At 37.7% G+C, this 12,947-nt stretch carries 14 protein-coding genes; 6 read left to right on the forward strand and 8 right to left on the reverse strand.

What is annotated here, in order from left to right:
- Positions 1-49: 49 nt before the first annotated feature.
- Positions 50-616 carry a D-glycero-beta-D-manno-heptose 1,7-bisphosphate 7-phosphatase gene (gene gmhB, locus PSE60_RS00005; RefSeq protein WP_272664236.1) on the reverse strand — a complete coding sequence of 189 codons (567 nt, stop codon included), beginning with the start codon at positions 614-616 and terminating at the stop codon, positions 50-52.
- 168 nt (positions 617-784) lie between these two features.
- Here gmhB and metN point away from each other — a divergent pair, with 168 nt between their 5' ends.
- The 6 genes from metN (at position 785) to proS (ending at position 6,415) form a co-directional block, all read left to right on the forward strand.
- Positions 785-1,816, forward strand: coding sequence for a methionine ABC transporter ATP-binding protein MetN (gene metN / locus PSE60_RS00010; protein WP_272664237.1), 1,032 nt, complete (start codon positions 785-787; stop codon positions 1,814-1,816).
- The gene (gene metI, locus PSE60_RS00015; RefSeq protein ID WP_004257375.1) at positions 1,809-2,462 is read left to right on the forward strand and encodes a methionine ABC transporter permease MetI; all 654 of its coding nucleotides are present in this window, start codon (positions 1,809-1,811) and stop codon (positions 2,460-2,462) included. Before metN ends, metI begins: the two co-directional genes overlap by 8 nt.
- Before the next feature lie 59 nt (positions 2,463-2,521).
- Positions 2,522-3,343, forward strand: a complete 822-nt coding sequence (locus tag PSE60_RS00020) for a MetQ/NlpA family lipoprotein (protein WP_272664238.1) — start codon at positions 2,522-2,524, stop codon at positions 3,341-3,343.
- A 125-nt stretch (positions 3,344-3,468) separates the two neighbouring features.
- Positions 3,469-3,870 carry an Rcs stress response system protein RcsF gene (gene rcsF / locus PSE60_RS00025; protein ID WP_272664239.1) on the forward strand — a complete coding sequence of 134 codons (402 nt, stop codon included), beginning with the start codon at positions 3,469-3,471 and terminating at the stop codon, positions 3,868-3,870.
- 7 nt (positions 3,871-3,877) lie between these two features.
- A complete protein-coding gene (gene tsaA / locus PSE60_RS00030) occupies positions 3,878-4,597 on the forward strand; it encodes a tRNA (N6-threonylcarbamoyladenosine(37)-N6)-methyltransferase TrmO (RefSeq protein WP_272664240.1) in 720 nt (239 codons plus the stop codon).
- 99 nt (positions 4,598-4,696) lie between these two features.
- Positions 4,697-6,415, forward strand: a complete 1,719-nt coding sequence (gene proS, locus PSE60_RS00035; RefSeq protein ID WP_115167771.1) for a proline--tRNA ligase — start codon at positions 4,697-4,699, stop codon at positions 6,413-6,415.
- Between the two features lie 62 nt (positions 6,416-6,477).
- On the opposite strand, the gene chbG is transcribed toward proS, so the two are convergent.
- The 7 genes from chbG to nlpE form a co-directional block, all read right to left on the reverse strand.
- Positions 6,478-7,227, reverse strand: a complete 750-nt coding sequence (gene chbG, locus PSE60_RS00040) for a chitin disaccharide deacetylase (protein ID WP_272664241.1) — start codon at positions 7,225-7,227, stop codon at positions 6,478-6,480.
- Between the two features lie 35 nt (positions 7,228-7,262).
- Positions 7,263-8,615, reverse strand: a complete 1,353-nt coding sequence (locus PSE60_RS00045; RefSeq protein ID WP_272664242.1) for a 6-phospho-beta-glucosidase — start codon at positions 8,613-8,615, stop codon at positions 7,263-7,265.
- Positions 8,616-8,723: 108 nt separating this feature from the next.
- Positions 8,724-9,590 (reverse strand): transcriptional regulator ChbR, encoded by an 867-nt coding sequence (chbR, locus tag PSE60_RS00050; RefSeq protein ID WP_198641592.1) that lies wholly within the window; start codon positions 9,588-9,590, stop codon positions 8,724-8,726.
- Positions 9,591-9,598: 8 nt separating this feature from the next.
- Complete coding sequence (gene chbA, locus PSE60_RS00055; protein WP_004908815.1) at positions 9,599-9,946, reverse strand: PTS N,N'-diacetylchitobiose transporter subunit IIA; 348 nt, start codon at positions 9,944-9,946, stop codon at positions 9,599-9,601.
- Between the two features lie 44 nt (positions 9,947-9,990).
- Complete coding sequence (gene chbC / locus PSE60_RS00060; RefSeq protein WP_210836199.1) at positions 9,991-11,349, reverse strand: PTS N,N'-diacetylchitobiose transporter subunit IIC; 1,359 nt, start codon at positions 11,347-11,349, stop codon at positions 9,991-9,993.
- A gap of 115 nt (positions 11,350-11,464) precedes the next feature.
- A complete protein-coding gene (locus PSE60_RS00065) occupies positions 11,465-11,785 on the reverse strand; it encodes a PTS sugar transporter subunit IIB (protein WP_115167775.1) in 321 nt (106 codons plus the stop codon).
- A 371-nt stretch (positions 11,786-12,156) separates the two neighbouring features.
- The gene (gene nlpE, locus PSE60_RS00070) at positions 12,157-12,813 is read right to left on the reverse strand and encodes an envelope stress response activation lipoprotein NlpE (RefSeq protein WP_210836198.1); all 657 of its coding nucleotides are present in this window, start codon (positions 12,811-12,813) and stop codon (positions 12,157-12,159) included.
- Positions 12,814-12,947 lie beyond the last annotated feature (134 nt).

The raw sequence follows: 12,947 nt of genomic DNA on the forward strand, positions 1-12,947 counted from the left end.
GTGTTTTTTTACATTTTTTTTCTAACTGCCTATTTACCACACAAAACGACTACTTTTTGATTCTTTTTAGTGCTTCTGGCAGTTCGGCAATACTATTAATAACAAGATCTGCATTATTGATAGCCTCATCTGTGACTGGCTCACCACTTTTTACTAATACGGTCGTACCAACGTTAGCAGCTTTACCTGCTAACATATCAGCTAGTTTGTCACCGACCATAATCGATGAAGCCATATCTATCTTTAAAAAGTCTTGTGCATCTAATAGCATTCCAGGTTTTGGTTTACGACAATTACAGTCTTGTCGATATTCTTCTACTGTAGCTTCAGTATGATGAGGGCAAAAATAAATACCGTCTAAGTCAATACCGCGATCTGCTAATGACCAATCCATCCATTCTGTGAGCTGCATAAACTGGTCTTCTGTATAAATTCCCCGACCAATACCTGACTGGTTGGTTACAATAACTAATGCATAGCCCATCTTTTTTAATTCAAGCATTGCTTCAATTGACCCTTCGATAAATTCGAAATCATCAATTTTATGTACATAGCCATGATCGATATTAATTGTTCCATCTCTATCTAAAAAGACTGCTGGGATCCCGTTACTCACCTGTTTACTCCTAAAATTTAGTATTTTTTTAGTATCTCATGAAAAGAAATAAAAGGAGAATAGAATAAATAGAACAATCTTTATTGACTTAGACGTCTAGACGCCTTAACATCCAACCTTATTAGATACACTATCTAAAAACAATTCAGATAAAGTTAGAAACTATAAATGATAAAGCTCTCAAATATTAATAAAGTTTTCCAGCAAGGAAGCCGTAACATTCAAGCACTTACTGATATTAGCTTGCATGTACCTGCTGGTCAGATCTATGGCGTTATTGGTGCTTCAGGTGCAGGTAAAAGTACGCTTATTCGTTGCGTAAATATGCTTGAGCGCCCAACTTCAGGCAAAGTTATTGTTGATGGGCAAGATTTAACGTCGATGACTGAAAAAACCTTGACGAGAGCACGTCGCGGCATTGGCATGATTTTTCAACATTTTAACTTGTTATCTTCACGCACTGTTTTTGATAACGTTGCTCTACCTTTAGAGCTTGATAATACGCCTAAAGAAAAAATTAAAGAGCGTGTGAATGAATTACTAGATTTAGTTGGTTTAAGTGAAAAGAAGGATGCTTATCCTGCGAATTTATCCGGTGGACAAAAACAACGTGTTGCTATAGCTCGCGCATTAGCTAATTCCCCTAAAGTATTGCTATGTGACGAAGCTACAAGTGCATTAGACCCTGCGACAACTCGTTCAATTTTAGAATTATTGAAAGATATTAACCGCCGATTAGGGCTAACTATCTTATTAATTACCCACGAAATGGATGTTGTAAAACGTATTTGTGATCAAGTAGCTGTAATTAGTGGTGGTCAATTAATCGAACAAGACAAAGTGAGCGAAGTTTTCTCTCACCCGAAAACACCTGTCGCTCAAGCGTTTATTCAATCAACACTGGTAATTGATATTCCAGATGATTATAAAGAGCGCTTAAAAACTGAGCCAGGCAAAGATTTATCACCATTACTCAAACTAGAGTTTACAGGGCAGTCTGTTGATGCACCTTTAATTTCAATGGCAGTACGTAAATTTGATATTGATATTAATATCTTGAGTTCGCAGATTGACTACGCCGGTGGCGTAAAATTTGGTGTGATGTTAGCTGAGCTGCATGGCATCAATGGTGGTGTTGAGTCCACAATTGCATTTTTGAAAGAGCATCATGTGAAAGTAGAGGTTTTGGGTTATGTCTGAGAGAATGATTTATCTGCTGATTAACGGCACAATTGACACTATCACAATGACCTTTGTTTCCGGCTTTTTAGGTTTTGTTTTAGGTTTACCTTTAGGCGTGTTGCTCTATATTACGCGCAAAGATCAAGTTATGGAAAATGTTGGCTTATATCGTGCTCTTGCGGTTGTTGTTAATATTTTCCGTTCAGTACCATTTATTATTTTGCTCGTTTGGATTATTCCATTAACGTCGTTTCTTGTTGGGACGACTATTGGCTTAAAAGCGGCTATCGTGCCTTTAACTATTGGGGCCGCACCGTTTATTGCTCGTATGGTTGAAAATGCGCTATTAGAAATTCCAAGTGGCTTAATTGAATCTGCTCGCGCTATGGGGGCAACTCCGCTTCAGATTATTCGCAAGATTTTAATCCCTGAAGCATTGCCAAGTTTAATTAATGCAGCCACTATCACGTTAATTATGTTAGTCGGATATTCTGCAATGGGTGGTGCCGTTGGTGCCGGTGGTTTAGGCCAAATCGCACTACAATATGGTTATCAAACCTATAACCCTGTTGTGATGAATACCGTTATTGTTCTACTCGTCATTTTAGTAAATCTAATTCAGTTTGGTGGCGAGTATTTAATGAAAAAAGTTTCACATCGATAGTTAGTAAAATAGCGGCGCCGTTGAGGTGCTTATAAAGTCCGTTTTAAAGGGGTAAACCAATGTCTATTAAATTAAAATCTATCGCAGTTGTCGGCGCGCTATTAGGCACACTCATTCTCACTGGTTGTGGTGAAAAAGAGAAAGATGCTAACAGCATTAAAGTTGGTGTGATCATGGGCAAAGAATTAGAAGTTGCTGAAGTCGCGCAAAAAGTTGCTAAAGAAAAATACGGTTTAAATGTTGAGCTTGTTTCATTTAATGACTTCGTTTTACCAAATGAAGCATTAAGTAAAGGCGATATTGATGCGAACGCATTCCAGCACAAACCTTATCTTGATCAGCAAATTAAAGACCGTAACTATAAATTAGTCCCTGTTGGAAATACTTTTATTTACCCAATTGCGGCTTACTCTAAAAAGATCAAGTCAGTTGATGAACTTGTAGATGGCTCACAAATTGCGTTACCAAATGACCCTACCAATTTAGGTCGCTCATTACTGTTATTACAACAACAAGGCTTAATTAAATTAAAAGATGGTACAGGTTTAATGCCAACGGTTTTAGATGTGGTTGAAAACCCGAAAGACCTGAAATTTGTTGAGTTAGAAGCGCCTCAATTACCTCGAGCTTTAGATGACCAAAAAATTGCCTTAGCGATCATAAATACAACTTGGGCAAGTAGTGCTACACCTAAATTAACCCCAGCAAAAGATGGTTTATTTGTTGAAGATAAAGATTCTCCATACGTAAATATTATTGTTGCTCGTGAAGATAATAAAGATAGCGAGAATGTGAAAAAATTTATTCAAGCATATCAATCAGATGAAGTGGCAAATAAAGCTAACGAAGTCTTCGATGGTGGTGCAGTTAAAGGTTGGTAATCTTTTTTATTATTTAAAAAACGATTAAAATACTAGACGGCTTAACGCCGTCTAGTATTTTTTTGTAATTTATAGACTATAAAAATAACGGCATTACTTTGAATCATATAAGAAAGGTATAACTTATGAGACTGTTATTGCTCACCTTGGTGACATTTGTGTTAGCCGGGTGTGGAATTAACCAATACACGAGTCCAGGGCAAAATAAAGGTTTCACTAGTATGAAATTGTCTAAACCTGTACCGAGTGTGACAGAACCAGACACTGCAAACGTTAAATTAATGAATAGCCCAGAAGAATTATTAGGGATGCCTTTCAAAGATTTAGGTGTTGTTTCTGGGGAATCTTGTCGAGAAAGCGTTCAAAGCCCTCCGGCAAATTTGAATACTGCTAAAAACAGTATGTTAACACAGGCAGCCTATATTGCGGCTGATGCTGTACTTTTACACCAGTGCCAAACCATGACTTCTCCTGGTTGTTATCAGGCAACTATATGTGAAGGTAGTGCATTACAAATTGTTGAATAAATATCTTATGCAATCTTTTCAGTTTAATATTATTGGGCATATTGAATCACCTTATAAAGAAAAGTTTGCTATCCCTCGCCAACCTGGACTCGTTCAGGGGGGTGTGGGACGCTTATACCTGCATTCTCCATATAACGATCCAAATGTGGTGCGAGGACTCAATCAATTTAGCCATGTTTGGGTTTTATTCGTTTTTCATCAAACGATGGGAAATGGCTGGAAACCGCTCGTTCGTCCTCCAAGATTAGGTGGCAATGATAAAATGGGGGTTTTCGCCACCCGTTCAACATTTAGACCGAATCCGATAGGTATGTCACTTATTGAATTACATGGAGTCACAATAGAAAACAACCAAGTGATCCTCGAGCTTGGCAGCCTTGATTTAGTTGATGGTACCCCTGTTATCGATATAAAGCCTTACTTAACTTTTGCAGAGGCTATACCAAATGCAACTGCCGGCTATGCACAGGACACACCTTCAGATGATATGCAAGTTATATTTACCCCACATACAGAAACTGTATTAAATACTTATCAAAGTCAGTACCCGGGTATTAAACAATTTATTTCACAAGTTTTAATGCAAGACCCTCGCCCTGCATATAAAAAACAATCGACTGAAATACGTGACTATGCAGTCCATTTATTAGATTTTAATATTCGTTGGCGAGTAATTGATGGTGTGACTGAAGTATTCGCTATCGAACCATACGAAAAATCACCTTAACCCCTTTTGACAAGCCTTCGTCACTGGTAGACTAGCTCACTATATACCTTGGCAAATAAGTCGTTTGCCATAACTTGTTGTTCTAATGGAACCTATACAATGCGTACTAGCAAATATCTGCTCTCAACTCTAAAAGAGACCCCTGCGGATGCAGAAGTTATCAGCCATCAGCTGATGCTGCGTGCAGGAATGATCCGTAAACTTGCCTCTGGTCTGTATGACTGGTTACCCACTGGTGTGCGTGTTCTGCGAAAAGTAGAAACCATCGTTCGTGAAGAAATGGAAAATGCAGGCGCTATAGAGGTATCTTTACCCGTCGTCCAACCTGCAGATTTATGGCAAGAAAGTGGACGTTGGGAACAGTATGGCCCTGAATTGCTGCGTTTTGTTGACCGTGGTGAGCGCCCGTTTGTTCTTGGTCCAACCCATGAAGAAGTGATCACCGATTTAGTGCGTAACGAAATTACTTCTTACAAACAACTACCATTGAATTTATTCCAAATTCAAACCAAATTTCGTGATGAAGTTCGCCCACGTTTTGGTGTGATGCGTTCACGTGAATTTATCATGAAAGATGCATACTCTTTCCACACTAGCCAAGAATCATTGCAAGAAACCTACGATGCAATGTACGAAGCCTACAGCAAAATTTTCACGCGTATTGGTTTTGATTTCCGTGCTGTTCAAGCAGATACCGGTTCTATCGGGGGTAGCGCATCCCACGAATTCCAAGTATTAGCAAAAAATGGTGAAGATGATGTTATTTTCTCGACCGAATCTGATTACGCCGCTAACATCGAATTTGCAGAAGCATTAGCCCCAACAACGCCACGTGGTGCACCTACAGAAGAAATGCGCCTTGTTGATACGCCAAATGCAAAAACAATCGCAGAGCTTGTCGAACAATTCAATTTACCTGTTGAGAAAACTGTTAAGACATTGATTGTCCATGCGAAAAAAGACTCAGGCCACACATTAGTCGCTTTATTAATTCGTGGCGACCATGAATTAAATGAAATCAAAGCAGAAAAACACCCTTTAGTGGCTAGCCCATTAGAGTTTGCCACTGAAGCTGAAATCAGAAATGCGGTCAATGCAGGCCCAGGTTCTTTAGGCCCTGTCAATATGCCTCTACCGATTGTTATCGACCGTAGCGTTGCAGTAATGAGTGACTTTGGTGCTGGCGCAAATATTGATGGCAAACACTATTTCGGCATCAACTGGGAACGTGATTTAGCGCTACCAGAAGCTTTTGATTTACGTAACGTTGTTGAAGGCGACCCAAGCCCTGATGGTAAAGGCGTACTACAAATTAAACGCGGTATCGAAGTTGGCCACATTTTCCAATTAGGTACTAAATACTCAGAAGCAATGAAAGCGTCAGTCCAAAATGAAGATGGCCATAATCAAATCGTCACCATGGGTTGTTATGGTATTGGTGTAACGCGTATTGTGGCCGCTGCCATTGAACAAAGCCATGATGACCGAGGAATTATTTGGCCTGATGCAATTGCTCCGTTCCAAGTGGCTATTTTGCCAATGAATATGCACAAATCTTATCGTGTTAAAGAAGTTGCAGAAAAACTTTACGCTGACTTAAAAGCAAACGGTATTGATGTAATTTTCGATGACCGTAAAGAGCGCCCCGGTGTGATGTTTGCCGATATGGAGCTGATTGGTGTTCCATATACTATCGTTATTGGTGACCGTAACTTAGACAACAACCAAATTGAATATAAATCACGCCGAAGTGATGATAAAGAACTGGTTGGTCTAGAAAATATTGTTAGCTTCCTAAAAGGTAAGCTCGGTAAATAAAACAGGTTAAAAGCTAGAAAATAAAGCCCAAATTTAGGTTACTTTGAATTTGGGCTTTTTCTTTAGATGTCTCGGTACGAACCAATCTTAAAACCTTGTACCAAAATTTGTGATTTTAAGTTTTCAGATGTTAAAACTTCCAATTCATTTAAACGTGGATATGCATAGTTACTTTTTAATAGTGCATTATCAATAAAAGCAGGATGGCTCATAACTTCAATAGAGCTATTACCTTGTACCTTAGATTCATTAATAATTTTCAAAAATAGCGCTTCTGAAATTTCATCACCATAGAACTCGCTACTGAAACAGTCCGTACTCGCCACTTGATATGATAATGGTGGCCAATTTTTCTCTAATTGGCGATCAACGCGTAACGCGACTCCCTTCTCTTGGGCAAAAGCAACTACAATCGGAAAAATGCCTTCAATCATATGGACATGATGATGGCTATCAATATGGCTAGGTTTTTGACCAAAAATTTCGATAAACTTTTGATATTGTAGGCTTAGCTCTTGCTCAATCTCAATCAGTGGTAAGTCATTAATATCCCAAAGCCATTTCCCCAATATTCCATCACGACTGAGTGTAGGCATTGATGAGAAAGGCTTCCCAGCCGTTAAAACAAAATGCATGCCCACCGCTAAGTTCGGATTTTCTTGGCTTAATTTAGCTGCATGAGATATTGCTGGCATATTCATCATCGCACTAGTTGAATGAACTATCCCATTACGATGAGATTCAATAATGCCATAATTGACAGCTTCACAGAGCCCAAAATCATCAGCATTTACAATAAGTAGTACAGCCATATGCTCTCCCTTAATTCTATAAGCTATCTGGCTAATTAACCTTCTTGCTCAAGCTGTTGTATTGCTTTAGCAAAGTTGGGTAGATATTTTTTATGGGCGATAAGTAATTCCTTAGAAATTAAACGCGCATCGTTATCAGAATGAATTAATGGGTTTAAATTCATCGCCAATAATACATCATTAAACTGACCATTTACTGCAGCTTGGCTAGTCGCAATCTCAAAGTTTTTTAAGGTATAAATTAAACCAAGTACCTTATCATCAAAATGTTTTACTCGTGAGTGCGGTTTCGCACCATCACGACCTAATATACATGTCATTTCGACTGTCCAGTCTTCAGGTATATTATCGATATGTCCATGATGTGGAATATTAACGTAGTGCTCCGTTTGCTTGTCATTGTATATTGCATTGATGACTTCACAAGCTGCATCTGAATAATAAGCCCCACCTCTTAATTCAAGCTCTTTAGGCTTTACATCTAATGTCGGGTTTTTATATAGTTCAAATAATTGATGTTCAACTTTTTGTACGACTTGTGCCCTAGCACCGCCTTTATAATACTCACCCAGCTCAATCGCTAGCATTTCCTTAGGTTTAAAATAGTACAATAAATAGGAACATGGGATCAGATTTAACCCACGAATTAGACCTTCGTCAAAAGCAAGGTCAGTAATGTTTTTAACTGAGTTGGCACTTAACGTTCCAGAGGCAATACCCTCTAATAATTCATTAAACCTCGATGAGCCATTTACAATAACGTCTTTGATAAAAACCATATGGTTTAAACCAAATAAATCGATAGACAATTCATCGCTGTCAGATAATTTCAGGACATCAGTAATAAACATTTTCATACCGATTGGTATATTACAAACACCAATAAAACGTTTGAAATTAGTGTGACGATAAACCGCTTCAGTGACCATCCCTGCCGGATTGGTAAAATTAATGACCCAAGCATTCGGGCAAATTTCTTCAACATCTTTGATAATGTCAAAAATCACGGGTATTGTTCGTAACCCTTTGAATAAACCGCCAGCACCATTAGTTTCTTGTCCCAAATAACCATGTTTTAAAGGGATTGATTCATCTAATTCACGCGCTTTTAATTGCCCAACTCTTAATTGAGTCGTGACGAAATCAGCATCTTTTAATGCTTCTCGCCTATCCAGTGTTTTAAATATCTTTAGGGGAATATTGGCATGCTTAACCATGCGTTCGCATAAATTATAGATAATATCTAATTTTTCTTTACCTTCTTCGACATCCACTAACCATAATTCAGTAATAGGTAATTCATGGTAACGTTTAATAAAACCTTCCAGTAATTCAGGAGTGTAGCTACTCCCCCCCCCAATAGTAACAACTTTTAATTTCTGAGTCATATTAACCTCATGGACCTTTATAATAGACATAGAAAAGCACACCATCCTTATATATAAAGATGGATATGCTAGAGATTTTAGAAATGGAAAGCTTATTTAGATAATAATTTAACCTACCATTTTTTGTTCAACGCTAAATAGATTCTTTCTGTAATCACTCGGTGTTAATGAAGTTAGCTCTTTAAATTTTTTTACAAATAAACTTGGGCTGCTATAACCTGATTCAAAAGCAATATCTGTAATTGAATAATTAGTTATTTCAAGTTGCTTTTTAGCAAAGTTAATTCTGATATCATTAATAATCTGCATTGGCGTTTTGCCATAATATCTTTTTGTTGCTCGGGTTAAGTATTCTTGTGATTTTCCCGTTATAGAAATCATATTTTGTAGAGCACTCTCACTAAACATTGCGATATCATGCATTTCTTCCAATGTGCTTTTTAACCACTGCGGTGCATCATCTCGCATACTTTTTTCACGATAATGGCGTAATCGATTTACTACATTGAATGTAACTAATTCAATAAATTCATTAAATTCGCTATCACGAAAATTTAATGATGCGATCACGGACTCTATATAAGCCATAAACTCATTTTTCAGTTGATAACCTTGTGACGCAACAAAACAACTTGGCAACAGTGGTAAATAATGTTTATCAAAAAATGATTTACTGATACCCACATTTAATATTCGTGTTGGCCCGAAATCATAAGCGCTTTCGTGATGAGACCCTATTGGAAGAAAAATGAAATCTCCTCGTTCTAATAAAACTTTTTTTCCATTAATTATTTGATAACAACGCCCCGTTAAAACGATCATATATTCATAATAATCATGTTGATGCAGTCCACTTGCACTCTCAACTTTATTATAAATAAAGACATGAAAGGTTTTATTATTAAAAAGTTCACTTTCTTGAACTAGTTTAATTTCAGCATTAGTGTCGGTTCTATTCATCAGTGTCTGCATCATGACCCTCTCTAATGGTTTAGTTTTTCATGTAATTCAATTAACTCTGTAATTAATTCACGGGCTAACATTGCGTTCATTAAATGATCTTGTGCATGAACTAGGACTAGGCTTACTTTGATTCGCCCCTCCCCCATATCACTTTCAATTAACTGGGTTTGCACTTTATGAGCTTCATTCAACGAGGAATGAGATTGCGCCATTAAACTTTTTGCGGTCACAAAATCACCTTCTTTCGCTTTTTTTAATGCGGTGTAAGCCAAGCTTCTTGCTTGCCCTGCATTAATAATCAGTCCCATGACAACTTCTTCCAGTTCATCCGTAGTGGCATTTTCTTGGATATCATTAAGCTCAAACATATTTTTATCTCTATTTTAATGAGAGGAGCAAGCTCCTCCCTATTTTAAAATTTAAGTGCGTTAGCAATATCTTCTTCACTTTCTTCTTCATCAATTGTGTTTTGTGCTTTATTCGAAATCACAACAAATGGAAGATAAACGAGTACGGCCACACCAAGGTTAAATAATGCAAGTAATAAAGCGGCAATACTACCATTTGTATTGAAGAATGCAGCTAGCCCAGTAGGCATTGTCCATGGTGCAATATTCGTCACTGGCGGGATAATCCCTAGATAATAAGCCGCGACCATTATTCCCGCCAATAAAGGCTGAATAAGAATAAATGGAATAAACATTACTGGGTTCATAATAATGGGTAGACCAAAAATAATCGGCTCATTAATTTGGAAAATACCCGCTGGTAATGCTAATTTCGCAACCTGACGATGATCGGCACGGCGTGATGCAATAAAGATAGCAATAATTAATCCTAATGTAGCACCGGTTCCACCTAAGAACACATAGGAATCAAGCATCGGTTTTGCCCACATATGGAAAGACTTACCCGCAGCAATCGCAGCGTCAACTGAGCCATATTCAGCATACAAAGACACGTTTTCCAATGCCCATGGGGTCATTATGCCACTATCTAATGCGGTTAATGCGAGAGAACCGTGAATACCAAAGAACCATAGTAGAGACGTAAATACAACATATGCCCAACCAACAACATTCCCCATAGAAGCAAGTGGTGTTGATACTGTATCCATTATAATTTGATGGAAGTTACTACTAATACCGCTTAATGCCCACGACACAATTCCCATAATGGATAAGATAATAAAACCAGGAATAAGTGCAGAAAATGAACGAGATACAGATGGAGGTACGCTATCGGGTAATCTGATCACCCAATCACGGCGAACAATGAAAGTGAACATTTCAGCAACAACTAACCCTAGAATGATCCCTGAAATGATATTTGCCCCACCGAGCCAATTAGCACCAACAGCATAAGCACCATTGACGTCATAAGGTGTTACTGTCATGAAAGATGCAACGGCTAACAAACCCGCTGCTAGAGGATCCACCTTACGCTCTTCCGCAAGTGCCATTGCAATAAAAAAAGGCGCCATTAAGGACATGATCCCCAATGTCCCGTTATAAACATTTCCACCGATGGCTTTAAAGCCATTTAGTGTTTCTATCGTTGATGGTTCTAGTCTAACTCCCAAAGAATAGAAAAAAGACCCTGTATCAAAACTCAGAAAAACATTATTAATTAACACAAACATTGCCCCAACTAGTGTCAGAGGCATAATTCGAATAAAACCATTCTTTATTGCATTAACATGAGGTTGCTTTCCCAATCTAACTGCGAATGGAAGGAGAACCTTTTCAAGCGAAGTGATAAAAAGACTCATAAAATTACCCTCAATTTTTTTGAGTGTGCTCCATTCTTAACTAATTACGTTGTATTAATAGCGTTAATGTCGATGGAGTTATTATGTTGTAGAGGTAGTAAATAGCTTTTTGATACTAACTTGCCGATTGTTGTTTTATGATTGCAACAGCGGCTTTTAGTACACCAAGCCCATCCACTTTTCCGTATAAAAGTGAATCAATAACTTCAACTGGCTTATTAGGTAATAATTTCTGAATATCCGATAACATCCACGCGATTTGCGGGCCCAGCAATATTACATCCGCATCTACACCTTTCTCTGAAGCTAAGCTTTCAGGGAAGGCTTCAATATTGACAGGTACATCATATTTTTCTGCTTGCTGTCTCATTTTGTTAACTAGCAGTGAGGTAGACATACCTGCAGAACAAAATAGATAAATATTTTTCTTATTCATTCCTTATCCTTTAATTCGTTCTATTTTTTATTACCGCTGTGACTTATAAATTTTCTTATAGACTTATCATATAGCTCAATCCTATATACTAAAGAATATAATTATCTCTAGTTGAATTGAGTATACTGCCTTCCCTGCATTTTCGATAATTCAAACTGAGCAACAATTGTCTCCTATTGACCAGCAGCTATGACGACCTTCACATTTATATAAATATTTTGCGTCAATAAAAAAGTTATACTGATGTCAAATAATGATAAGAAATGAATTAAAGATAGAGAATACGAGGCGTTAGTCGATAATTTAGGAGTCCGAAAGAAAAAGACCCACTTCAACTGAAGTGGGTCTTTTAAGAAAGGAAAAAATACGAATTAGTTACAAGAAGCCGATTTGTCGAATTTAATTGTACCTGTTGGTACTAATGCTGAGTCGAACTGACCATCTTCCATTGAAGGACGAATGGTATAATAACCTTCAATTTCAGCGTAGACTGGCGTACCACCATCTACACCCGTTTCTCCATACGCTTTTTCTAATTCGATACCAGAAGCTGCATATTGACGACCACTAGCGCACTCTGTAAATACAGCTGCATCTGCCATATAGCGGTATTGCCCCACTTTTTTACTTGGCTTAACTTGGTCTAATGTATAATTCATCTGTGTTTCAATCGGGTTACCGTCTAAATCCAGTAAGGTCATTGATTGGCCATCTGCTGATTGGGCAAAATAAGTGCTCTCACCTTTAGGATTAGTTGCACGTAATTTATTATTTTCTATATTCCATTTACCAGTATCATGGAAAGCAGTATCGCCATCTTTCGTTCCTAAGTAGACAAGCTGTTCAACATAACTACCGTCTTGGTTAACTAGCAATGTCGCCTCAATACCAGAGCAATCTGCACAAGGTAAAATGCCTGTATATACTTTATCGACTGGCGCTGCATCAATATTTTTTGTCGCACTCTGACAGCCAGCTAACGTAATGCTTCCAACCGCCATTAAGACTAACATTAGTGATTTTTTCATTATAATTCCCTTAAAACCATGTGTTTTAACTTATTAACCAATATAAACATCATAGCATTTCATCTAATAAAAATATGGCAAACATAAGAAAATTCGGACATTACTGATAAAATACGTTATGCATTGATTTAGTG

The sequence above is a fragment of the Providencia sp. PROV174 genome, assembly GCF_028480685.1.
Taxonomy (GTDB): Bacteria; Pseudomonadota; Gammaproteobacteria; order Enterobacterales; family Enterobacteriaceae; genus Providencia; species Providencia rettgeri.